At 74.3% G+C, this 21,927-nt stretch carries 21 protein-coding genes; 15 read left to right on the top strand and 6 right to left on the bottom strand.

From position 1 onward, the window contains the following. The first annotated feature begins 1 nt into the window (after position 1). Together F1D97_RS12760 and F1D97_RS12755 are read left to right on the top strand one after the other, a co-directional pair. A complete protein-coding gene (locus F1D97_RS12760; protein WP_317618872.1) occupies positions 2 to 1,228 on the top strand; it encodes an alkaline phosphatase family protein in 1,227 nt (408 codons plus the stop codon). 94 nt (positions 1,229 to 1,322) lie between these two features. Further along, a complete protein-coding gene (locus F1D97_RS12755) occupies positions 1,323 to 2,009 on the top strand; it encodes a thymidine kinase (RefSeq protein WP_236120861.1) in 687 nt (228 codons plus the stop codon). Positions 2,010 to 2,044: 35 nt separating this feature from the next. On the opposite strand, the gene sepH is transcribed toward F1D97_RS12755, so the two are convergent. Then, on the bottom strand, positions 2,045 to 3,277 hold the full coding sequence (gene sepH, locus F1D97_RS17380) for a septation protein SepH (protein WP_255701575.1): 1,233 nt from the start codon (positions 3,275 to 3,277) through the stop codon (positions 2,045 to 2,047). A gap of 182 nt (positions 3,278 to 3,459) precedes the next feature. On the opposite strand from sepH, the gene F1D97_RS12745 reads away from it, so the two are divergent. The 3 genes from F1D97_RS12745 to F1D97_RS12735 all read left to right on the top strand — a co-directional run bounded on the left by F1D97_RS12745 (position 3,460) and on the right by F1D97_RS12735 (position 5,427). Further along, entirely contained in the window at positions 3,460 to 4,113 is a 654-nt protein-coding gene (locus tag F1D97_RS12745; RefSeq protein ID WP_236120860.1) for a trimeric intracellular cation channel family protein, read from the top strand. Beyond that, positions 4,101 to 4,964, top strand: a complete 864-nt coding sequence (locus F1D97_RS12740) for an inositol monophosphatase family protein (RefSeq protein ID WP_396022519.1) — start codon at positions 4,101 to 4,103, stop codon at positions 4,962 to 4,964. Before F1D97_RS12745 ends, F1D97_RS12740 begins: the two co-directional genes overlap by 13 nt. Positions 4,965 to 5,127: 163 nt before the next feature. Next, positions 5,128 to 5,427 (top strand): DUF4193 domain-containing protein, encoded by a 300-nt coding sequence (locus F1D97_RS12735; protein WP_013883495.1) that lies wholly within the window; start codon positions 5,128 to 5,130, stop codon positions 5,425 to 5,427. Positions 5,428 to 5,528: 101 nt separating this feature from the next. Here the strand turns inward: F1D97_RS12735 and F1D97_RS12730 are convergent, their stop codons facing one another. Further along, a complete protein-coding gene (locus F1D97_RS12730) occupies positions 5,529 to 6,059 on the bottom strand; it encodes a DUF3093 domain-containing protein (RefSeq protein ID WP_236120858.1) in 531 nt (176 codons plus the stop codon). On the opposite strand from F1D97_RS12730, the gene dut reads away from it, so the two are divergent. From dut to F1D97_RS12710, 4 genes are all read left to right on the top strand, one after another. Beyond that, entirely contained in the window at positions 6,058 to 6,600 is a 543-nt protein-coding gene (gene dut, locus F1D97_RS12725; RefSeq protein ID WP_396022518.1) for a dUTP diphosphatase, read from the top strand. The genes F1D97_RS12730 and dut overlap by 2 nt on opposite strands. Positions 6,601 to 6,734: 134 nt before the next feature. Further along, positions 6,735 to 7,514: a DUF3710 domain-containing protein gene (locus F1D97_RS12720; protein ID WP_236120856.1), complete on the top strand. Its 780-nt coding sequence runs from the start codon at positions 6,735 to 6,737 to the stop codon at positions 7,512 to 7,514. Further along, positions 7,511 to 7,879 (top strand): OB-fold nucleic acid binding domain-containing protein, encoded by a 369-nt coding sequence (locus F1D97_RS12715; protein ID WP_236120855.1) that lies wholly within the window; start codon positions 7,511 to 7,513, stop codon positions 7,877 to 7,879. Before F1D97_RS12720 ends, F1D97_RS12715 begins: the two co-directional genes overlap by 4 nt. Further along, the gene (locus F1D97_RS12710; protein ID WP_317618871.1) at positions 7,876 to 8,700 is read left to right on the top strand and encodes a DUF3159 domain-containing protein; all 825 of its coding nucleotides are present in this window, start codon (positions 7,876 to 7,878) and stop codon (positions 8,698 to 8,700) included. Before F1D97_RS12715 ends, F1D97_RS12710 begins: the two co-directional genes overlap by 4 nt. Here F1D97_RS12710 and F1D97_RS12705 read toward each other — a convergent pair. Both F1D97_RS12705 and F1D97_RS12700 read right to left on the bottom strand, forming a co-directional pair. After that, positions 8,645 to 9,349, bottom strand: a complete 705-nt coding sequence (locus F1D97_RS12705) for a potassium channel family protein (protein WP_236120854.1) — start codon at positions 9,347 to 9,349, stop codon at positions 8,645 to 8,647. The two genes, F1D97_RS12710 and F1D97_RS12705, sit on opposite strands and share 56 nt — an antisense overlap. Continuing rightward, positions 9,346 to 9,996, bottom strand: coding sequence for a potassium channel family protein (locus F1D97_RS12700; protein WP_236123601.1), 651 nt, complete (start codon positions 9,994 to 9,996; stop codon positions 9,346 to 9,348). Before F1D97_RS12700 ends, F1D97_RS12705 begins: the two co-directional genes overlap by 4 nt. Before the next feature lie 104 nt (positions 9,997 to 10,100). Between F1D97_RS12700 and F1D97_RS12695 the strand changes: the two genes are divergently transcribed. Continuing rightward, complete coding sequence (locus F1D97_RS12695; protein ID WP_236120853.1) at positions 10,101 to 12,101, top strand: APC family permease; 2,001 nt, start codon at positions 10,101 to 10,103, stop codon at positions 12,099 to 12,101. 16 nt (positions 12,102 to 12,117) lie between these two features. Beyond that, positions 12,118 to 13,404 carry a class I SAM-dependent RNA methyltransferase gene (locus F1D97_RS12690; protein ID WP_236123600.1) on the top strand — a complete coding sequence of 429 codons (1,287 nt, stop codon included), beginning with the start codon at positions 12,118 to 12,120 and terminating at the stop codon, positions 13,402 to 13,404. A gap of 63 nt (positions 13,405 to 13,467) precedes the next feature. Here the strand turns inward: F1D97_RS12690 and F1D97_RS12685 are convergent, their stop codons facing one another. Next, the gene (locus tag F1D97_RS12685; RefSeq protein ID WP_236120852.1) at positions 13,468 to 15,333 is read right to left on the bottom strand and encodes a carboxypeptidase regulatory-like domain-containing protein; all 1,866 of its coding nucleotides are present in this window, start codon (positions 15,331 to 15,333) and stop codon (positions 13,468 to 13,470) included. A gap of 234 nt (positions 15,334 to 15,567) precedes the next feature. On the opposite strand from F1D97_RS12685, the gene F1D97_RS12680 reads away from it, so the two are divergent. From F1D97_RS12680 to F1D97_RS12665, 4 genes are all read left to right on the top strand, one after another. Then, entirely contained in the window at positions 15,568 to 15,741 is a 174-nt protein-coding gene (locus F1D97_RS12680) for a translation initiation factor 2 (protein WP_236120851.1), read from the top strand. A gap of 311 nt (positions 15,742 to 16,052) precedes the next feature. Next, a complete protein-coding gene (gene acnA, locus F1D97_RS12675) occupies positions 16,053 to 18,797 on the top strand; it encodes an aconitate hydratase AcnA (protein WP_236120850.1) in 2,745 nt (914 codons plus the stop codon). 102 nt (positions 18,798 to 18,899) lie between these two features. Then, positions 18,900 to 20,162: a serpin family protein gene (locus tag F1D97_RS12670; protein ID WP_236120849.1), complete on the top strand. Its 1,263-nt coding sequence runs from the start codon at positions 18,900 to 18,902 to the stop codon at positions 20,160 to 20,162. A 41-nt stretch (positions 20,163 to 20,203) separates the two neighbouring features. Continuing rightward, complete coding sequence (locus F1D97_RS12665; RefSeq protein WP_236120848.1) at positions 20,204 to 21,460, top strand: serpin family protein; 1,257 nt, start codon at positions 20,204 to 20,206, stop codon at positions 21,458 to 21,460. 3 nt (positions 21,461 to 21,463) lie between these two features. On the opposite strand, the gene F1D97_RS12660 is transcribed toward F1D97_RS12665, so the two are convergent. Further along, complete coding sequence (locus tag F1D97_RS12660) at positions 21,464 to 21,877, bottom strand: DUF1801 domain-containing protein (protein ID WP_236120847.1); 414 nt, start codon at positions 21,875 to 21,877, stop codon at positions 21,464 to 21,466. Positions 21,878 to 21,927 lie beyond the last annotated feature (50 nt).

Raw genomic sequence — 21,927 nt, 5'->3', positions numbered from 1 at the left:
GGTGACCGACGTGGAGGGCCGTGCGCTGCCCACGGCCCTCGTGCAGGCCGTCGAGCGGCACGGGTTCGTGCTGCCCGGCGCCGACGCGCGTGCCGGGCTGGGCTCGGTCCTCGTCGCCGCCGCCGGCTCGGTGCTGACCGGCACGTCGCCCGCGGGTGCGGCGTCGCTCGACGGCGTCGTCGGCGCGTGGACGACCGCGCAGGAACGCCTCGGCGTGCCGACCGCGCCGCGCGTGTGCGTCGTGCTCGTCGACGGGCTCGGCCACCTCAACCTGGCCGAGCGCAGCGGGCACGCGCCGTTCCTGCGCCGCGCGAGCGCGGGCAGCGAGCCCGTCACCAGCACGTTCCCCTCGACGACCGCCACGGCGCTCGGCACGTTCGGCACGGGCGTCGCACCCGGCGGCACCGGGATGCTCGGCTACACCGTGCGCGTGCCGGGCACCGGTGCGCTCGCGAACCTCGTGCAGTGGAGCGGTGCGCCCGAGCCCGAGGAGTTCCAGCCGCACGCGAGCACCCTCGAGCTGCTCGTGGGCGCCGGGGTACCGGTCACGAGCGTCGGACCCGCGCGGTTCGCGGGGTCGGGGCTCACGCGCGCCGCGCTGCGCGGCGCGCACTACGTGCCCGCCGAGTCGCTCGCCGACCGCGTCGACGCCGCGCTGCGGGCGCTGCGCGAACCCGGGCTGGCGTACCTGTACTGGGGGGACGTCGACAAGGTCGGCCACCACCAGGGCGTCGGGTCCCACGCGTGGGGCGACGCCCTCGCGGACGCCGACGCCGAGATCGCCCGGCTCGCGCGGTCGCTCCCGCGCGGCACCGTGCTCGTCGTGACCGCCGACCACGGCATGGTCGACGTCGACCCGGCGCAGCGCTGGGACGTCGCGACCGACCCGCGCCTGGCCGCGGACGTCGCGCTCGTCGCGGGTGAGCCGCGCGCGAGCCACGTGCACGTCGAGCCGGGTGTGCCCCTCGAGCGCGTGCGCGACACGTGGCGCGACGTGCTCGGCGACGCCGCGCTCGTCCTCACGCGCGACGAGGTCGTGGGCGCCGGGCTGCTCGGCCCCGTCACGGACCGCGTGCTGCCCGTCGTCGGGGACCTCATGGTCGCCATGACGGGCGCCGCGACCGTCGTCGACACCCGCACGCAGACCGCCGCGTCGCTCGACATGGTCGGCGTGCACGGGTCGCTCACGCCGCAGGAGATGCTCGTGCCGTGCATCGTCGTGGCATGACGACGGGCGCGGCGCGTCTGGGAGGATGTGCGGCGCACCCGGGACGCGCGCGGTGCGTCCCGGACCAGGACTGGCACGAGGGGTGGGCGTAGCGGTGGCCGAGCTGGTGTTCTTCTCGGGCACGATGGACTGCGGGAAGTCGACCCTCGCGCTCCAGATGCACCACAACCACGCCGCGCGCGGGCGTGACGGCCTGCTGTTCACGCGGCAGGACCGCGCGGGTTCCGCGACGATCTCGTCGCGCCTCGGCCTCACCAAGCGCGCGTACGAGGTCGACGACCGCACCGACTTCTGGGCCGAGGTGCTCGGGCGGCGCACGCAGGGCCGGCCCGTGGACTACCTCATCGGCGACGAGGCGCAGTTCTACACCGCGGCGCAGGTCGAGCAGCTCGCGCGCGTCGTCGACGAGCTCGGCGTCGACGCGTACGCGTTCGGCATCTCCTCGGACTTCCGCGCGCGGCTGTTCCCGGGGGCGCAGCGGCTCGTCGAGCTCGCGGACCGCGTCGAGATCCTCCAGGTGCGCGCCCTGTGCTGGTGCGGCGCGCGGGCGACGCACAACGCGCGCACCGTCGACGGCGTCATGGTCGTCGAGGGCGAGCAGGTCGTCGTCGGTGACGTCGCCGGGGCGTCCGACCCGCACCACGGCGAGGTGCAGTACGAGGTGCTGTGCCGCCGTCACCACATGCGCCGCATGACGGCCGCGGCGTCGCGCGCGCTCGCTCCGGACGCGGCACCCACGCCCGAGCCGTTCCTCGCGGAGCAGCCGACGCTCGACGTCTGACGACGTGCGCCCGGGTCAGCGCCCCGGGCGTCGGGTCACTCGGGGCGGGCCCCGAACACGATCTCGTCCCAGCTCGGCACCTTCGCGCGGCCCTTGCGCGCGCGGGGGCGCTCCTCGGCGACCGGCTCGGTCTCGGCAGGCTCCGGGGGCGCGGTCTCGTCGGCCACCGCCACCGACGACGCGGCCTCGTCCGACGCCTTGCCCGCCGCCGTACCCGTCGACCTGCCCGGCGCCTTCGCCCGCGACCCGCCCGACGGCCTGTCCGACGCCCTGTCCGGCGCCCTGTCCGACGACCGCTCGGACGCCTCGGTGGCGGAGCGGTCGTCCGGCGAGCCCACCGGAGGCATCGAGGGGCGACGCGGGTGCAGCACGACGGCCTCGCGCTGCGGGTCGGCGTCCGCCGGGTGCGCGCCCGGGACGTCGTCGAGGCGCGTGAAGTCGAACGCGTGCTGCGGCCCGAACCCCTCGAACGCGCCGTCCTCCTCGTCGTCCTCACCCTCGGCGACGGTCTGCCGCACGCCGCGGCGCGCCTGCAGGTCGTCGAGCAGGGCGTGCGTGCGCGCGTCCGCGTCCACCGCGGGCTGCTCGTGCGTGTCGTCGTCCAACGGACCGTCGCCGACGTGGCGCACCGAGCCGACCGACTCGAAGTCGAACACGACGTCGCGGACCGCCGACAGGTGCCGGCGCGCGACGGGCTCGTCGGGCAGCTCCGTCTCGGACAGCCACCGCGCCTCGTCCTCGTCCGCGACGAGCGTGCGCGCGCCCGGGTCGAACGTCCAGCGCGCCTCGCGCGGCGTGTCGTCGACCGTGAACCGGGCGAGCACGTACCACGGCCCGTGCGGCTCGCGGGCCGCGTCCCACGCGAGCGAGCCGAGGTCCACACCGCGCGCCGCGAGGCGGTCGGTGACGAGGTCGCCCAGCACCGGGGCGCCGTGGTCGCGGCCGACACGCGTCGCGCGCGCCTGCTCCGCGACGTACTCGCGCTCGGCGATGACCGGGCCCTCGTAGCGGCGCACGTGCGCGACGGGCAGGCCCGACGCGTCGGCGACCTCCTGCGTGGTCGCGCCTGCGCGGATGCGCGCCTGGATCTCGCGCGGGCTGAGCGTGCCCGCGCCCTCGGCGCGCAGCTGCTCGAGCTGCGGGCGGTCGCGGCGCACCGCGGCGCGCAGCGGCTCGTCGATGCGGACGCGGAAGCGCTGGCCGTCCGCGCGCGCGAGCACCAGGTGCTCGCCGTCGTCGTGCAGGCCCACCAGCTCGAGCTCGTCCATGCGTCCTCCTACTGCGTCACGGTCGAGGGTGCCACCTTCTGCACGCCTCGCGGCGGAGGTGCGCCCGGTGTGCCGCCGGTCGTCGCGATCGTCACATCTCGCCACACCTCGCGTCGGCCCGGGCACGGCCGACGTCCCGCGTCGTCACGCCGCCCGCGCCCCCCGACTGCCATCATGCCCTCGTGGTCCAGGACATCCCGTTCGAACCGGTGCTCGAGATCATCGGCGTGCTCGTCGGCGCGATGTCCGGGGCCCTCGCCGCGGTGCGCAAGCAGTTCGACGTGTTCGGGATCGTCGTCCTCGGCTGGGCCGCGGGACTCGGCGGCGGCATGCTGCGTGACGTCCTGATCGGCGCGGTGCCGCCCGTGGGGATCTCCGACTGGCGGCTCATCACGACGGCCGTGCTCGGCGCGTTCGTCATGTACTTCTTCCACCCGCGCCTGCAGCGGGCCCGCCGGTTCATCGTGGTGCTCGACGCGGGTGCGCTCGCCGTGTTCACGGTCGTCGGCACCGTCAAGGGACTCGAGTACGGCACCACGGCCGTCGCCGCGGTCATCGTCGGCGTCATGACGGGTGCGGGCGGGGGAGTGCTGCGCGACGTGCTGTCGGGCGAGGTGCCCGTGGTGCTGCACGACCGCCAGCTCTACGCGATCCCCTCGATGCTCGGCGCGGTCGTCGTCGCGGCGTGCTGGTTCGCCGGGTGGCGCTCGCCCGTCGTCCTGTCCGCCGTGGTCGTCGGCATCTTCGCGCTGCGCGTGCTGTCGCTGCGGTTCAAGCTGCACGCTCCGGGACCGTGGCGGGGGCGGCCGGGCGGGCAGGCAGGATGGTCGCCATGACGACACCCGCACCGCACGACGTCCAGGCCCTCGTCGACACGGCCGCCACCCTCGCGCGCGAGGCCGGCGCGCTCGTCCACGACGGACGCCCCGACACCGTCCAGGTGCACGCGACCAAGTCGAGCCCGGTGGACGTCGTCACCGCGATGGACCTGGCGTCGGAGGCGCTGCTGCGCCGCCGGATCGCCGAGCTGCGGCCCGGCGACGGGATCCTCGGCGAGGAGCAGGGGTACGAGCCCGGCACGACGGGCGTCACGTGGGTCGTCGACCCGATCGACGGGACCGTGAACTACCTGTACGGGCTCTCGTCGTGGTCGGTGTCGGTGGCCGCGGTCGTGGGCGAGCCCGGGGCGCCGCTCGACGTCGCGCCGACGCCTCGGACGTGGACGGTCCTCGCGGGCGCGGTGCACGCACCGGTCGAGGGGCGCACGTTCCTCGCGGGGCGCGGGCTCGGCGCGACGCGTGACGGCGTGCCGGTGCGCGTGAACGAGGCGAGGCCGCTCGAGCGCTGCCTCATCGGGACGGGCTTCGGGTACCTCGTGGAGCGGCGCCGGGCGCAGGCCGCGATCGTCGCGGAGCTGCTCCCGCTCGTGCGCGACATCCGCCGGCTCGGCTCCGCCGCGCTCGACCTGTGCGCGGTCGCGTCGGGCGGTCTCGACCTCTACTACGAGCGCGGGCTGCAGCCGTGGGACCTCGCCGCGGCGTCGCTCGTCGCGCAGGAGGCGGGCGCGGTCGTCACGGGTCTGGGAGGGCGTCCGGCGGACCAGGAGATGACCGTCGCCGGGCCGCGCGGCGGCGTGGAGCCGCTGGTAGCGTTCCTCGCGGCGAAGGGTGCCGACACGACGGCGTGACCGGTATCACTCGTCCGAGTGATACCGAGTGCGCAGGTTGCACTCGCACCGGTCCCGGAAGTGGTGCACAATCCCCTCCGCGCGGGAACAAACGGCTCCAGTCATGCATTGATCACGCGTACTCATCAGCCAAGCAACACCAAGACGGAGTGTGACGCCCCACATGGCTACCGACTACGACGCCCCGCGCAAGACCGAGGAGGACCTCAGCGAGGACTCCCTGCAGGAGCTCCAGGCGCGACGTGCGGACAAGAACTCGGGCGTGGTCGACGAGGACGAGACCGAGGCCGCGGAAGGGTTCGAGCTCCCGGGCGCCGACCTGTCCGGCGAGGAGCTCTCGGTCCGCGTCCTGCCGCGCCAGGCGGACGAGTTCACGTGCTCGCGCTGCTTCCTCGTCCATCACCGCAGCCAGCTCGCGTACGAGCGCGACGGCCAGCAGGTCTGCTCGGAGTGCGCCGCCTGACCTCAGGCGTCACGCGTTCCGTACACGTACGGCCGGTCCCGACGGGGCCGGCCGTCGTCGTACCGGGCCCTCGTCGTACCCGGCCCGCCCGCGGTCGCGGGTCAGTCGCGCGTGAGCGCCGCGACGAGCGCCGCCGGGCGACGCGTCGAGACGACCCAGTACGGCGTCGGGTCGGCCGGGTCGTCGACGTCGACGCGCACCGCCGTGCGGATCCACCCGCGCAGGCACACGTAGGCGCGTGCGTCGAGACCGGGGCCGAGGGCCTCGCGCAGCGCGGGTCCCTCGAGCGCGACCGGGTCGCGCAGGAGGTCGAGCGGGATGTGCGCCGGTCCCGCGTGCAGCTCGCCGCCGTGCACCCGCACGCGCGGCGTCCACCGCAGCACCAGCACGACCGTGACGACCGCGACGACGAGCGCGACGACCGTCGCGAGCACGAGGTCCACCGGCAGCAGCGCGATCCACACCGTCACGACGAGCCCGGCGACCGCCACCCAGCCCAGCGGGGCGAGGCTCAGCGCCTCGTCGAAGGACGCGCCCGTCGCGGCAGGGGTGCGCGGGGTGTGCGGGCTCCGCGTCGCGTCGGCAGGTGCCGGGCGTGCGGGGTCGGGGCTCGCGGGCGTGGCAGCGGACATGGCACCAGCATCCCAGACCCGGGCCGGTAGGGTCGGCGCCGTGACGACCGACCCCGCGCTCGAGGTGCTGCTGGTGCGCCTCGACCCCGACCTGCCCGTCCCGTCGTACGCCCACCCGGGCGACGCGGGTGCCGACCTCGTGACCAGGGTCGACGTCGTGATCCCGCCGCAGGGCCGGGTCACGGTGCCGACGGGCACGGCGATCGCGCTGCCCGACGGGTACGCGGCGTTCGTGCACCCCCGTTCGGGGCTCGCGGCGCGCCACGGCCTGACGATCGTCAACGCGCCGGGCACCGTCGACGCGGGCTACCGCGGCGAGATCGCGGTGACCCTGCTCAACACGGACGTCGAGCACCCGGTCGAGCTGCACCGCGGCGACCGTGTCGCGCAGCTCGTCGTGCAGAAGGTCGAGCGCGTGCGCTTCGTCGAGGTCGAGCGTCTGCCCGGCTCGCACCGCGGCGAGGGCGGGTTCGGGTCGAGCGGCGGCTGGAAGGTCGGGGGCTCGGCACCCGCGGAGCAGGCCGCGGGCTCGGACGCCTGACCGTGGCCCCGCGGGCGGCTAGGTTCGTGGCGCCGCGCGGGCTAGTGTCGAACGAGGAGCACCGGTGCAGGCTGCCCGCCGCTGGACGGCGCGGGCACGCGACGGGCGCGCGAGCGCTCGAGGAGGAGTGACACGTGGCGATTTTCCGGCGCCGCCCCAAGGGCGACGACGAGCCTCAGGTGACCGAGGAGCAGGTCGAGGCGCAGGCGAGCGCGGGCCAGGAGGCCGAGGGCGTCGACGACGACGCCGCTGAGGCCACGGCCGCGGGCACCGGCACCGACGGCCGGCCGGCGCACGGACCGTGGGACGCCGCCGACGAGGCCACGGCGCTGCCGCGGCTCGACCTCGGCGCGCTGCACATCCCCGGGGTGCCCGGCATGGAGCTGCGCATGGAGGTCGACAAGACCACCAACGCGGTCTCGGCCGCGGCCGTCTCGATCGACGGGTCGACGCTGCAGCTGCAGGCGTACGCCGCGCCCCGCAGCGAGGGCATCTGGGACGAGATCCGTCAGGAGATCCAGCAGTCGGTGGTGCAGCAGGGCGGTGCCGCCGACGACCTGCCCGGCCCGTTCGGGCGCGAGCTGCTCGCGCGGCTCCCCGCGCGCACACCCGAGGGTCGGACCGCCCACCGCCCCGCGCGGTTCCTGGGCGTCGACGGTCCGCGCTGGTTCCTGCGCGGGGTCATCACGGGCCGTGCCGCCGTCGAGCCGGACGCCGCGCAGGTGCTCGAGCGCGTGTTCGGCGAGGTCGTCGTGGTGCGCGGGACCGACGCGCGTCCGCCGCGCGACCTGCTGACCCTCACCCTGCCGAACCGGCAGGGGCCGGGTGCCCCGGCGGTCGAGGAGCCGCCCGCGGCGCAGGAGCCCGACTTCGACCCGCTGACGCGGGGTCCGGAGATCACGGAGATCCGATGACGCTCAAGGAGCTGCTGCACTCGCTCTCGGCCTCCCAGGCCGAGGTCGAGGCCGCCGAGGAGCGCGTCGAGGCCGGGCGGTCCGTCGGCTGCACCTCGGTCGACAGCGCCGCGCTGCGGCGTCGCGCCAAGGTGAGCGGCGTGCTGCGCTCCGTGACGTTCCGACCCCGGCAGGGCGTGCCCGCGCTCGAGGCCGAGCTGTACGACGGCTCGGGCTCGCTGTCGCTGGTGTGGCTGGGTCGCCGCGAGATCGCGGGCATCGTGCCCGGGCGCCGTCTGACGGCCGAGGGCATGGTGTGCCTCGTCGACGGTCGGCGCACGATCTTCAACCCCCGCTACGAGCTGCGTCCCCGGCCGGGCGAGTGAGCACGCCCGACGAGCGGCCGCCGGCCGCACCGCTCGACAAGGTGGACGACACGGTGGGCGGCGCGGTGGACGGCAAGGTGGACGGCGTGGTCGACGGCGTGGTCCCGCCCGAGGAGGGCGGCCGCGGCATGCGCGCGCTGACGTCCGACACGTTCTCCGCGATGGACGCGATCGGCGGTGCGCGCGGCGTCGTCGAGTCCGTCGCGCCGGGTCTGCTGTTCGTCGTGGTGTACCTCGCGACGGGTCAGCAGCTGCGGCCCGCCCTGATCGCGGCGGCCGGTGCCGCGCTGCTCGCGGTCGTCGTGCGGCTCGTGCAGCGCACGCCGGTCACGCAGGCGCTGTCGGGCGTGATCGGCGTCGGCATCGGCGTGGTGTGGGCGTGGCGCACGGGCGACGCGAGCGACTACTTCGCGTACGGGCTGTGGGTCAACGCGGCGTACCTCGTCGGGACGCTCGCGACCGTCCTGGTCGGCTGGCCGCTCGTCGGTCTCGTCATGGGGCTGTTCGCCGCGGACGGGCCGCTGTCGGGCGGGCCGTGGCGCAACGTCGTCGCGTGGCGTGAGGACCGCGAGCTGCGTCGCATCTACACGCTCGCGACGCTGCCGTGGGTCGCGATGTTCGCACTGCGGCTCGTCGTGCAGGTCCCGCTCTACCTCAACGACGACGTCGCGTGGCTCGGCACGGCCAAGCTCGCGATGGGCGTCCCGCTGACCGCGCTCGTGCTGTGGATCAGCTGGGTGCTGGTGCGCCCCGCGCAACAGCTCGTCAGGGCGCGGGCTGCGCAGGAGCACCCGGAGCAGGAACCTTCGTCGCACCCGTGAGGAGCGCCTCGAGCGCACCCTCGTCGGCGTCGCGGCTCGTGACGAACAGCAGCTCGTCGCGGCCCTCCAGCGTGTCGTCCACGCTCGGGGCGATCGGGCGGCCGTCGCGCACGATGCACGCGAGCACCACCTCGGTGGGCCAGGCGACCTGACCCACGCGGACGCCGACGAGCGGAGCGTCCTGGGGGAGGGTGATCTCGAGGATGTCCGCGCCCGACTGGTGGAACGTGAAGATGCGCACCAGGTCGCCGACCGCGACGGCCTCCTCGACCATCGCCGTCATGATGCGCGGCGTCGACACCGCGACGTCCACGCCCCACGCCTCGTCGAACATCCACTCGTTCTTCGGGTTGTTCACGCGTGCGACGGTGCGGGGGACGCCGAACTCGGTCTTCGCGAGCAGCGAGATGACGAGGTTGGCCTTGTCGTCGCCCGTCGCGGCGACCATGACGTCGCACTCGTCGGCCCGCGCCTCGCGCAGGGTCGGCAGCTCGCACGCGTCGGCGAGCAGCCAGTCGGCCTCCGCGACCTGCGCGACGCGCATCGCGGTCGGCTGCCGGTCGATGAGTGTGACGTCGTGCTCGTGCGCGAGCAGCTCGCGCGCGATCGACCGGCCCACCGAGCCGGCCCCGGCGATGACGACCCTCACTCGGACACCCCCGGCTCGGCGGTCAGCACGCGCTCGACGTGCGGGAGCGCGTCGACGCGCGCCATGACGTGCACGACGTCGTTCTCCTGCAGCACGGTCGTCGTGTCCGGGAGCACGCCGTCGCCGTACCGCGTGAGGTACGCGACGCGCACGCCGGCGGCCGCCTCGAGCTGCGTGACGGGACGGCCCACCCAGCCGCTGTGCACGTCGACCTGCGCGAGCGTGAGCTGCCCCGACGAGTCGCGGAACTCGTCCGTCGCGCCCAGCGGCAGCAGGCGGCGCAGCACCTGGTGCGCGGTCCAGCGGACGGTCGCGACGGTCGGGATGCCGAGCCGCTGGTAGATCTCGGCCCGGTGCGGGTCGTAGATGCGGGCGACGACGTTCTCGATCTTGTAGGTCTCGCGCGCGACGCGCGCGGCGAGGATGTTCGAGTTGTCGCCGTCGGCGACGGCCGCGAAGCCGTACGCGTCGTCGATACCGGCCTTCACGAGGGTGTCCCGGTCGAAGCCGAGACCCGTGACCTTGTGGCCCGCGAAGGAGCCCGACAGGCGTCGGAACGCCTCCGGGTTCTGGTCGATCACGGCGACGGAGTGGCCGTGCTCCTCGAGCGTCTGCGCGAGGTTCGCGCCCACCCGGCCGCAGCCCATGATGACGAAGTGCACAGCGCGTCACGCTATACCCCTGCTCGCGCGCCCGCAGCCACGGGTCCGCACCGCACGCGCCGCGCGTGGTGCGCCTACGATGGTGCCTCGTGTCGGACCTCGCGGATGCCGCAAAGCGATTGCTGCTCGGACGCCCGGTCCGCAGCGACCGGCTCGGCCACACGCTCCTGCCGAAGCGCATCGCCCTCCCGGTGTTCGCGTCCGACGCCCTCTCGTCCGTCGCGTACGCCCCCGACGAGATCCTCCTGACGCTCTCGCTGGCCGGCATGTCGGCGCTCGTGATCTCGCCGTGGGTCGGCGTGGCCGTCGCGCTGGTCATGCTGACGGTCGTCGCGAGCTACCGGCAGAACGTGCACGCGTACCCGTCGGGCGGCGGGGACTACGAGGTCGCGACGGTCAACCTCGGGCCGAACGCGGGCGTCACGGTCGCGAGCGCGCTGCTCGTCGACTACGTGCTGACGGTCGCGGTGTCGATCTCGTCGGGTGCGCAGTACGCCGCCGCGGCGTTCCCGGCCCTCAAGGGCCACGAGGCGATGCTCGCGATCGGGCTCGTCGTGCTGCTGACCCTCGTCAACCTGCGCGGCGTCAAGGAGTCGGGCAGCGCGTTCGCGGTCCCGGTGTACCTGTTCATGCTGGCGATCGGCCTGATCGCGGTGGTCGGGTCGGTGCGCTACGCGCTCGGCACGCTGCCCGTCGCGGAGAGCGCCGGCTTCGACGTGGCGCCCGAGGCCGGGTTCGAGAACGGGCTCACGGGCCTCGCCGGGTTCTTCCTGGTGCTGCGGTCGTTCGCATCCGGATGCGCGGCGCTCACGGGTGTCGAGGCGATCAGCAACGGCGTGCCCGCGTTCCGCAAGCCCAAGTCCCGCAACGCGGCGACCACGCTCGCGCTGCTCGGTGCGATCTCGGTGACGATGATCCTGTCGATCCTCATGCTCGCGCGCGCCACGGGCGTGAAGTTCGTCGACGACCCGCACGAGCAGCTGCTGCGCGACGGCGTGCCGGTGGGACCCGACTACGAGCAGCACCCCGTGATCGCCCAGCTCGCGTCGGCGGTGTTCGAGGGGATGCCGGTCATGGTCGCGGTCATCGCGATCGTCACGGGCCTGATCCTCGTGCTCGCGGCGAACACGGCGTTCAACGGGTTCCCGGTGCTCGGCTCGATCCTCGCGCGCGACGGCTACCTGCCGCGCCAGCTGCACACGCGCGGCGACCGGCTCGCGTTCTCCAACGGCATCGTCACGCTCTCCGTCGTCGCGATCGGGCTCATCTGGGCGTTCGACGCCGAGGTCACGCGCCTGATCCAGCTCTACATCGTCGGCGTGTTCGTCTCGTTCACGCTGAGCCAGCTCGGCATGGTCCGGCACTGGACGCGCGCGCTGCGCACCGAGCCGAACCCGACGACGCGTGCACGCATGAAGCGCTCGCGCGTCGTCAACGCGATCGGGCTGGGGATGACCGCGACCGTGCTCCTGGTCGTGCTGGTCACGAAGTTCACGCACGGCGCCTGGATCGCGATCCTCGCGATGATCGTGGTGTTCGTGCTCATGCAGGCGATCCACCGGCACTACGCGGCCGTGCGGCGCGAGCTCGCCCTCGGGGCGGACGCGGCCGCGGCACGTGCCCTGCCGAGCCGGGTGCACGCGATCGTCCTGGTCTCGCACCTGCACCGCCCGACGATGCGCGCGATCGCGTACGCGCGCGCGGCGCGGCCGCAGGTGCTCGAGGCCGTGACCGTGGGTGTCGACGAGGAGGACGTCGCGCGGCTGCGCGAGCAGTGGGACGCGATGGACCTGCCCGTGCCGCTGCGCGTGCTCGACTCGCCGTTCCGCGAGATCACGCGCCCGGTGCTGCAGTACGTGCGCTCGGTGCGTCGCGACAGTCCGCGCGACCTCGTCGTCGTGTACATCCCCGAGTACGTCGTCGGGCACTGGTGGGAGCAGCTGCTGCACAACCAGAGCGCGCTGCGGCTCAAGGGGCGCCTGCTGTTCACGCCGGGCGTGGTCGTCGCGTCCGTGCCGTGGCAGCTCGCGTCGTCCGAGGGCCACACGGGCCTCGAGGACCACGTGCGTCCGGCGGTGCCGCGTGACTGACCGCCCGAACGGGCAGCTGCCCGACCGACCCGACGGCGCCGACACGCGCGCCGAGGACCAGAAGGAGACCGTCATCGAGCTCGAGATCGAGCGGGTCGCGCACGGCGGCCACTGCGTCGCACGGCACGAGGGGCGCGTGGTGTTCGTGCGGCACACGCTGCCGGGCGAGCGCGTGCGCGCGCGGCTCACGGACGCCGAGCCGGACGCCACGTTCTGGCGCGCGGACGCCGTCGAGGTCCTGGACGCCTCGCCCGACCGCGTGGCGAGTGCGTGGCCGGCGGCCGGGCCGGACGGGGTCGGCGGCGGCGAGCTCGCGCACGTCGCGCTCCCGGCGCAGCGGGCGTGGAAGGCCGCGGTGCTGCGCGAGCAGCTGCAGCGCCTCGGGCACGTCGAGCGCGACGTCGTCGTGCACGCCGCGCCGGGCGACGACGAGCGCGGCGGCCTCGCGTGGCGCACGCGCATCGACCTGGTGACGGACGCCGAGGGCCGCGCCGGCATGCGCCGCCACCGCTCGCACGACGTCCTCGCGCTCGGGTCGATGCCGCTCGCGGTCGAGGCGATCGCCGAGCTCGACCTGTTCTCCCGGCGCTGGCCGGCGGGCGTGCACGTCGAGGCGGTCGCGCCCGTCGGCGGTGACCGGCCGCTGGTGCTCGTCGACGGCACGCCGTTCGACCTCGGCCGGCGCCGCCCGGACACGCGGCCGAACGCGCGCTCGTCGGTGCGCGAGGTCGTCGAGGCAGCGGGGTCCCGGTGGGAGTACCGCGTGGCCGCCGCGGGGTTCTGGCAGGTCCACCGCGCGGCGCCCGCGACGCTCGTCGACGCGGTGCTGGGCGGCGTCGGCGACGTCGCCGGGGCCACCGTGGTCGACCTGTACGCGGGGGCGGGCCTGTTCACGGCACCGCTCGCTGACGCCGTCGGGCCGCAGGGGAGCGTCGTGTCGGTCGAGGGCGACGCGCGCGCCGTGCGCGACGCGCGGCGCAACCTGCACGACCGCGACCAGGTGACGCTGCACGTCGGCGACGTCGCGCGCACGCTCACGGGCCACCGCGGGCAGGAGCCCGCGGTGGCGCACGCGGACGTCGTCGTGCTGGACCCGCCGCGTGCGGGCGCGGGCCGCAAGGTCGTCGACGCGCTCGCCTCGCTGGCCCCGCAGCGCGTCGTGTACGTCGCGTGCGACCCGGCCGCGCTCGGCCGGGACGTGGCGCTGCTCGGCGCCGCGGGGTACGAGCTCGTCGACGTCGCGGGCTACGACCTGTTCCCGATGACGCACCACGTCGAGGCGGTCGCGGTCTTCTCCCGCTGACCCCCGCACGTAGCGCGGCGCCCGCCGGTCCGTGGACCGGCGGGCGCCGCTGCGTGGGAGGGGTCAGACGACCTTCGCGGTGGTGGCCGACGAGCGCGACTGCGAGACGTAGCCCGACAGCGAGCCCGTCACGCGCACGTGCAGGCGCGCCCCGCGGTCGGCCTTCTTCACGACGTACGTCTTGCCCGTCGCGCCGGAGATCGCGGTGCCGTTGCGGTACCACCGGTAGGTGAACGTGATGCCCGAGGGCTTCCACGTGCCGACCTTGGCGGTGAGCGTCCTGCCGACCTTCGCGGTGCCGCTGACGGTCGGCGTCGCGGGCACGAGGACGCCCTTGACCGTGGCCGTGGCGGCCGACGTGCGCGAGGCCGTCTCGTAGCCCGCGCGCGAGCCCGTGACCTTGACCTTGACCCTTGTGCCGCGGTCGGCGGCCTTGAGCGTGTAGGTCTTGCCGGTCGCGCCGCTGATCGCGGTGCTCCCGCGGTACCACTGGTAGGTGAACGTCGTCGGCGTGGGCGTCCACGTGCCGACCTTCGCGGTGAGGGTCTGCCCGACGACCGCGGTGCCCGCGACGGTCGGCGTCGCCGGCGTGAACGCCAGGCCGGGCACCCGTACGGTCGCCCGCGCGACGCGCTCGCCCGCGCCGCTCGTCGAGAACGCGCCCCGGACCTCGATGGTCGCGGTGCGGTGCGCCGTCGTCACGGCGAGCGTCGTGCCCCAGCCGGCGGGGACGCCGTTCACGAACCACTGGAACCACGCGGACGACCCGGCGGGGGAGAGCGCGCCGTGCGAGGCGGTGAGGGTCTTGCCGGGGGCAGGGGTCCCCGTGATCGTCAGGGGAGACGCCGTCGTGGGAGCCGTGCGGCCGACCGCGCCCAGCGTCGACAGCCGGGTCGCCGGGGCGTACCCGCTGCGTGTGCCCGTGACCTGGACGCCGACCTGCTTGCCCGCGTGGGCGCTCGTCGTCGTGAACGTCGTGCCCGTCGCGCCAGGGATCAGCTGCTGGCCGCCGGTCTCCGACCACGTGTACCACTGGTAGCTCAGGGAGACGGTCCCGGGGCCCCACGTGCCGGGGACCGCGGTGAGCGTCGAGCCCGTGTCGGTGGCGCCGACGACCGCGGGGTAGCCGAGCGTCAGGGCCTTGCCCGCATCGGGCATCTCGACGACGAGGTCGCGCCGCTGGCCCACGTCGGTGAAGGTGATGTCGCTCGCCTGAGCGAGCGTGGCGCCGGAGTCCTGCGTCCGGCTCCAGCAGCCGTCGAGGTGCCGTCGCGTGGGCATCCACGTGCCGCCGCCCTCGTCGGCCGGCTGGTACCAGGAGTCGGAGAAGCACAGGCGCCACGTCGTGCCCGGGTCGGCGGGGAACCACATGCGGCCGCCCTCGTCGGTGAGCAGCGGCCCGTACTGCCGGCCGAGCCACGCACCGGTGTCCGGGTGCTGCTCGTAGACGTCCCACGCGATGTTCCGCAGCGGGTCCCCGTTCTCGTCGACCGCGTGCCCGACGAAGCCCGACGTCGGCCGCAGCCGGAACGTCACGCCGGTGACGTCGCTCGTGCCCGTCTCGAACGTCGTCCACCCCTCGACACCCGAGGTGCCGTTCCACGTCTGGTGCCGCCACAGGTCGTCGGCCGCCCAGTCGTCGTCGACCGAGAGCTCGCTGCGCCCGGGCGTGACCTGCGTGACGGTGAAACGTCCGTCGCTCGCGGTCGTGGCGGACCGCATGAGGCCGCCCCCGTCCGGCACGACCGAGACCACGAGGCCCGCGATGGGCTGGTCGGCCTGGTCGGTCACGCGGCCGGAGACGGAGATGGTGTCGGCGGCCTGGGCGGGCAGCGTGGGCGCCAGGGTCGCGACGAGCAGGGCGGCGACGGCCGCGGCGACCCTGCGTCGTCGTCGCGGGGGAGTGCCGGTCGTGTCAGGCAGGTGCACGGTGTGTCCTCAGGGTCGGTCGGGGGTGGCCAGGGCCCTCGGGGGCTGCGTCATCGTATGCCTGCATACAGCACGAAAGGCCCGGGTTCCTCCCGCGCTGCACGGTTCACCCGACCGGGTGTCCGCCGGGTGGCGTCCGCGCTGCCGTGCGCGCGGGCGTGCGCGCGCCTAGCGTGGAGGCGGGCCCGGTCGGTGGCCGGCCGGTGCCCGCACACGAGCCGAGAGGAGCCGGGCATGAGCGAGCAGGACGCGGCCCACAAGCTGGCCGAGGCGCGTCGCGTCGCGACGGAGGAGCTGTTCAAGCAGGGCACGCCGGAGTACGACCAGCGCGCGCACCAGCGTGCCGTCGAGGCGGAGCGCAAGGCCGCCGAGGCGGCCCAGGCCGCGAAGTCCTCCGGGGAGCACTGACCCGCGTCGTGCGCGCGGCCGGGTGCCGCGACGCCGACGAGGGGACGACGAGGGCCGACGAGGGCCGGGCGACTGCGGATGCCCGGCCCTCGTGCTCGGTGTGCGCGAGGGTGCGTCGGGTGCGCTCGTCGGGACGGCCGGCGGGACCAGGACGCGCCGTGAGACGGACGTGCACGAGACCCCCCGACGATGTATCTTGACGTCGAGATAACTGGCCGCACGACGGGCGTCGGCACGGCCTAGGCTGGCACCGACGCCCCTGCGGTCCGAGGACCCCATCCCCGGCGCACTCGCCCAGAAGGAGCCGCCCAGTGAGCACCGTCGACAGCTTCGGATCCAAGGGAACGCTGCAGGTCGGTGACGCCTCGTACGAGGTGTACCGCCTGTCCGCCGTCCCCGGACTGGAGCGACTGCCCTTCAGCCTCAAGGTCCTCGCCGAGAACCTGCTGCGCACGGAGGACGGCGCGAACATCACGGCGGACCACATCAACGCGCTCGCCGCGTGGGACCCCGACGCGCAGCCCGACACCGAGATCCAGTTCACGCCCGCGCGCGTGATCATGCAGGACTTCACCGGTGTGCCGTGCGTCGTCGACCTCGCGACCATGCGCGAGGCCGTCGCCGAGCTCGGGGGCGACCCCGAGCGCATCAACCCGCTCGCGCCCGCCGAGATGGTCATCGACCACTCCGTGCAGATCGACGTCGCCGGCCGCGCCGACGCGTTCGAGCGCAACGTCGAGCTCGAGTACCAGCGCAACCGCGAGCGCTACCAGTTCCTGCGCTGGGGCCAGACCGCGTTCGACGACTTCAAGGTCGTCCCGCCGGGCACCGGCATCGTGCACCAGGTCAACATCGAGTACCTGGCCCGCGGCGTCATGGTCCGCGACGGCAAGGCGTACCCCGACACGTGCGTCGGCACCGACTCGCACACGACGATGGTCAACGGCCTCGGCGTGCTCGGCTGGGGCGTCGGCGGCATCGAGGCCGAGGCCGCGATGCTCGGCCAGCCGGTGTCGATGCTCATCCCGCGCGTCGTCGGCTTCAAGCTCACGGGCAACATCCCCGCGGGCGTGACCGCGACCGACGTGGTGCTCACCATCACCCAGAAGCTGCGCCAGCACGGTGTCGTCGGCAAGTTCGTCGAGTTCTACGGCGAGGGCGTCGCGGCCGTGCCGCTCGCCAACCGCGCGACCATCGGCAACATGAGCCCCGAGTTCGGCTCGACGGTGGCGATCTTCCCGATCGACGGCGTGACGATCGACTACCTGCGCCTGACCGGCCGTTCCGAGGAGCAGCTCGCGCTCGTCGAGTCGTACGCCAAGGAGCAGGGCCTGTGGCTCGACCCCACGGCCGAGGGCTACACCGAGCCCGTGTACTCCGAGTACCTCGAGCTCGACCTGTCGACGGTCGTCCCGTCGATCGCCGGCCCGAAGCGTCCGCAGGACCGCATCGAGCTGTCGAAGGCCAAGGAGCAGTTCCAGCGCGACCTGCCCACCTACGCGCCCGAGCTCAACCAGGTCGACGAGGCCGAGCGCGAGTCGTTCCCGGCGTCCGACTCGCCCGCGATCTCGTCGTCGGCGAGCCGCACGTTCTCCGTGACGGACTCCGAGGGCCGCTCGTTCGAGCTGTTCCACGGCGCGGTCGCGATCGCGTCGATCACGTCGTGCACCAACACGTCGAACCCGTCGGTCATGCTCGCCGCCGCGCTGCTCGCGAAGAACGCGGTCGAGAAGGGCCTGACCGCCAAGCCGTGGGTCAAGACGTCGATGGCGCCCGGCTCGCAGGTCGTGACGAACTACTACGAGAAGGCCGGCCTGTGGCCGTACCTCGAGAAGCTCGGCTTCCACCTCGTCGGCTACGGCTGCGCGACCTGCATCGGCAACTCGGGCCCGCTCGACGAGAAGGTCTCGGCGGCCGTGCAGGAGCACGACCTCGCCGTCGCCGCGGTGCTGTCCGGCAACCGCAACTTCGAGGGCCGCATCAACCCCGACGTGAAGATGAACTACCTCGCGTCGCCGCCGCTGGTCATCGCGTACGCGCTCGCCGGCACGATGGACTTCGACTTCGACGCCGACCCGCTGGGTCGCACCGAGGACGGGCAGCCGATCTTCCTCAAGGACATCTGGCCGGCCCCCGAGCAGGTGCAGGCGACGATCGACGCGTCGATCGACCGCAAGATGTTCGAGGACGACTACGCCGACGTGTTCGCCGGCGACGAGCGGTGGCGCGGCCTCGACACCCCCGAGGGCAACGTCTTCTCGTGGGACCCGCAGTCGACGTACGTGCGCAAGCCCCCGTACTTCGAGGGCATGGGCGCGGCGCCCGAGCCCGTGACCGACATCTCCGGTGCGCGCGTCCTGGCGAAGCTCGGGGACTCGGTCACCACGGACCACATCAGCCCCGCGGGGTCGATCAAGCCCGACAGCCCGGCGGGCCTCTACCTCGCCGAGCACGGTGTCGAGCGTCGTGACTTCAACTCCTACGGCTCGCGCCGCGGCAACCACGAGGTCATGATCCGCGGCACGTTCGCGAACATCCGCCTGCGCAACCAGCTCGTCCCCGGCGTCGAGGGCGGGTTCACCAAGAACCTGCTCACGGGCGAGGACACGACGATCTACGACGCGTCGGTCGCGTACCAGGCCGCAGGCGTCCCGCTCGTCGTCCTCGGCGGCAAGGAGTACGGCTCGGGGTCGTCGCGCGACTGGGCCGCCAAGGGCACGCGCCTGCTCGGTGTCCGCGCCGTCATCACCGAGTCGTTCGAGCGCATCCACCGCTCCAACCTCATCGGGATGGGCGTCCTGCCGCTGCAGTTCCCGGAGGGCGAGTCCGCCGACTCGCTCGGCCTGGACGGCACCGAGACGTTCGACATCGCCGGTGTCACCGCGCTCAACGACGGCGTGACGCCGCGCACCGTCAAGGTCACCGCGACGAAGGCCGACGGCGCGGTCGTCGAGTTCGACGCGGTCGTGCGCATCGACACCCCTGGCGAGGCGGACTACTACCGCAACGGCGGCATCCTGCAGTACGTCCTGCGCCAGGTCGCCGGCGTCGCCTGACGCACCACGCGCCACCGCACGAGGCCCGCTCCCGCACCCAGCGGGGGCGGGCCTCGTCGTCCACGGGATGCAAGAGTCGTGCGCCTCGCGACACCGGGGGGCATGAGGGCGTCGTGGGCGGTCGTCGTGGTCGGGGTGTTCGCGCTGACGGCGTGCGGGTCGCAAGCGGAGCCGCGGGCTGAGGTCGTCATGGGCGAGGGGGAGTTCGTGCCCGTCGCGCTCGCGGACGCGTCTGCGGCGGGTGACGTGGTGGCGGCGTCGTGGGAGCTGGGTTTCCTGGCGCTGCGCGCGGGGCAGGACGACGAGGCGGGCGGCGTGGTGGTGTCGCCGTCGAGCCTGGTGAGCGCGCTGGCGATGGTCGCCGAGGGCGCGGTCGGCGAGGAGGCGGCGCCGTTCGACGCGGCGTTGGGCGCATCCGGCGACGACCGCACCGACGCCGTCTCGGCACTGCTCGCCGCACTGGCCCGCTACGAGGGTGACCCAGCGACGGTGCAGGACGACGAGCTGCCCGCGACCCCGGTGCTGCACACCGCGCAGCGGGTGGTGCTCGACGACGGTGCGGTGCCGCGGCAGGAGTACCTCGACCGGCTCGTGCGCGGGTACGACGCCGGCGTCACGGTCGCCGACCTCGGCTCGGACGCGCTGCACGACGCGCTCGACCCCTGGGTGAAGGAGCACACGGGTGGCCTCGTGCCGCGCAGCGCGCTGAGCCCCGACCCGGGTCTCGACCTCGTCGTGCAGGACGCGGTGGTCCTGGCCGCGGCGTGGGAGGAGCCGTTCGCGGAGATGCTGACGTACGACGAGTCGTTCTCCACGGCGGCGGGGCGCGTCGTCGAGACGCCCATGATGCACGCGGACCGGTCGCTCGCCGTCGTCGAGCACGACGGATGGACGGCCGTGCGCCTGCCCTACACCGACGACCTCGCGGCGGACCTGCTCCTGCCGCCCGCGGGCTCGGCGGCGGCGGACGCACCGGCCCAGGCGGACGCGGCGCTCGTGGCGAGCCTGTCGGTCGCGCTCGACGAGCAGGAGCGGCGGCTCGCGCGGATCGCGCTGCCGGTGCTGGACCTGACGACCGCGACGGACCTGATGCCGCTGCTGACCGACCTCGGGATCGCCGGCTCCGCGCTGTCGGGCCTCGTGGACGAGTCGGTCGTCATCAGCCAGGGCGCGCAGCAGGCGGTGCTGCAGGTCGACGAAGAGGGGACACGGGCCGCCGCGGTCACCGAGATCGCGGCGGGTGCGGCCGCGCCGCCGGAGCCGCAGCTGCAGGTGCGGTTCGACCGGCCGTTCCTGTTCGTCGCGCGGGACGGCACGACGGGATGGCCGGTGTTCCTCGCTGCGGTGACCGACCCGTCGGCCTGACGCCCGGTGCAGGGTTCGTCGCAGCGGCGACACCTGGGGGTATGAGGACGTCGTGGGCGGTCGTGGTGGTCGGGGTGCTGGCGCTGACAGCGTGCGGGTCGCCGCAGGCCGAGCCGCGGGCTGAGCTCGTCGTGGGCGAGGGGGAGTACGTGCCCGTCGCGCTCGCGGACGCGTCGGCGGTGGGTGACGTGGTGGCGGCGTCGTGGGAGCTGGGGTTCCGCGCGCTGCGTGCGGGCGGGGACGACGAGGCGGGTGGCGTGGTGGTGTCGCCGTCGAGCCTGGTGAGCGCGCTGGCGATGGTCGCCGAGGGCGCGGTGGACGGCGAGTCGGCGCCGTTCGACGCGGCGTTGGGCGCATCCGGCGACGACCGCACCGACGCGGTGTCCGCGCTGCTCGCCGCGCTCGCGCGCCACGAGGGCGACCCGGCCACGGTGCAGGCCGACGAGCTGCCCGCGACCCCGGTGCTGCACACCGCGCAGCGGGTCGTCCTCGACGACGACTCGGTCCCGCGGCAGGAGTACCTCGACCGGCTCGTGCGCGGCTACGACGCCGGCGTCGCGGTCGCCGACCTCGGCTCGGACGCGCTGCACGACGCGCTCGACCCCTGGGTGAAGGAGCACTCGGGCGGTCTGGTGCCGCGCAGCGCGCTCGAGCCCGACCCCGACATGCGGGCCGCGCTGCAGGACGCCGTGGTGCTCGCGGCGCGGTGGCAGCAGCCGTTCCTCGAGATGGAGACGGCGGACCTGCCGTTCGTCACGGCGTCAGGCGAGCAGGTCGACGTCCCCACCATGGGGGCGGACCTCGCCGTCGCCGTCGTCCGGCGGGACGGGTGGACCGCGGTGCGGCTGCCCTACGCCGAGGACCTCGCGGCCGACCTCCTGCTGCCGCCGGCCGGCGCGGGGTCGCCCGCCGAGGCGGACCCCGCCGTGGTGGCCGCGCTCGGCGTCGCGCTCGACGGGCAGGCGCCGAGCTCCGTCCACGTCGAGGTGCCGACGCTCGACCTGCGGACCACGACCGACCTCATGCCGGTGCTGTCCGACCTCGGGATCACCGCAGCGGACCTCACGGGTCTCGTGGACCGCGGCGTGCGGGTCGGGCAGGCCGTGCAGCAGGCGGTGCTGCAGGTCGACGAGGAGGGCACGCGGGCCGCGGCGGTCACGGAGGTCGCGATGCTCGAGTCGGCGGGCATGCTGCCGGGCCTGGACGTGCGGTTCGACCGGCCGTTCCTGTTCGTCGTGCGCGACGGCACGACCGGCTGGCCGGTGTTCCTCGCCTCGGTCACCGACCCGTCGGTGTGACCCTCACGACGACGTGACCTGCGCGTACGCGCGCGACACGAGCGACTCCAGCACCGCGAGGTCCACGGTCGCGAGGTCCTTCACGTAGAGGCACGACGCCCCGAGCCGGTGCGGGCCGAGGGCGGCGAGCTCGTCGTCGTAGCCGTCGAACCCGTACGGGAAGTACAGCGTCGTCGCGGTCGAGCGAGGGGAGAACCCCGCGGCCGGCGCGTCGCCCTCGCGCCCGGACGCGTACCGGTAGTGGTAGCTGCCGAACCCGACGATGGACGGTCCCCACATCACCGGTCGCTCGCCGGTCACCCGCCCGAACAGCTCGAGCAGGGTGTGCGCGTCGCGCCGCCGCACGGCGTGCGGGACCGCGTCGACGAACGCGAGCGGGTCCGCGTCGGTGGGGACGGTGACGGGGGAGTCGGCCATGCGCCCAGTGTGACCCGCCGGGCCGGGGGACGACACGCGCCACGCACGAC

The sequence above is a fragment of the Cellulomonas palmilytica genome, assembly GCF_021590045.1.
GTDB classification, from domain to species: Bacteria; Actinomycetota; Actinomycetes; order Actinomycetales; family Cellulomonadaceae; genus Cellulomonas; species Cellulomonas palmilytica.
The sequence above is the reverse complement of the archived record's forward strand: the minus strand, read 5'-3'. Positions and strand labels throughout refer to the sequence as shown.

Coding starts and splice junctions, on each gene's coding strand:
- sepH (WP_255701575.1), bottom strand. CDS start 3,277: ATGGACGAGCTCGAGCTGGTGGGCCTGCACGACGACGGCGAGCACCTG.
- F1D97_RS12740 (WP_396022519.1), top strand. CDS start 4,101: ATGGTCGCCATGACGACACCCGCACCGCACGACGTCCAGGCCCTCGTC.
- F1D97_RS12735 (WP_013883495.1), top strand. CDS start 5,128: ATGGCTACCGACTACGACGCCCCGCGCAAGACCGAGGAGGACCTCAGC.
- dut (WP_396022518.1), top strand. CDS start 6,058: ATGGCACCAGCATCCCAGACCCGGGCCGGTAGGGTCGGCGCCGTGACG.
- F1D97_RS12730 (WP_236120858.1), bottom strand. CDS start 6,059: ATGTCCGCTGCCACGCCCGCGAGCCCCGACCCCGCACGCCCGGCACCT.
- F1D97_RS12715 (WP_236120855.1), top strand. CDS start 7,511: ATGACGCTCAAGGAGCTGCTGCACTCGCTCTCGGCCTCCCAGGCCGAG.
- F1D97_RS12700 (WP_236123601.1), bottom strand. CDS start 9,996: ATGGGCTGCGGCCGGGTGGGCGCGAACCTCGCGCAGACGCTCGAGGAG.
- F1D97_RS12680 (WP_236120851.1), top strand. CDS start 15,568: ATGAGCGAGCAGGACGCGGCCCACAAGCTGGCCGAGGCGCGTCGCGTC.
- F1D97_RS12670 (WP_236120849.1), top strand. CDS start 18,900: ATGAGGGCGTCGTGGGCGGTCGTCGTGGTCGGGGTGTTCGCGCTGACG.
- F1D97_RS12665 (WP_236120848.1), top strand. CDS start 20,204: ATGAGGACGTCGTGGGCGGTCGTGGTGGTCGGGGTGCTGGCGCTGACA.
- F1D97_RS12660 (WP_236120847.1), bottom strand. CDS start 21,877: ATGGCCGACTCCCCCGTCACCGTCCCCACCGACGCGGACCCGCTCGCG.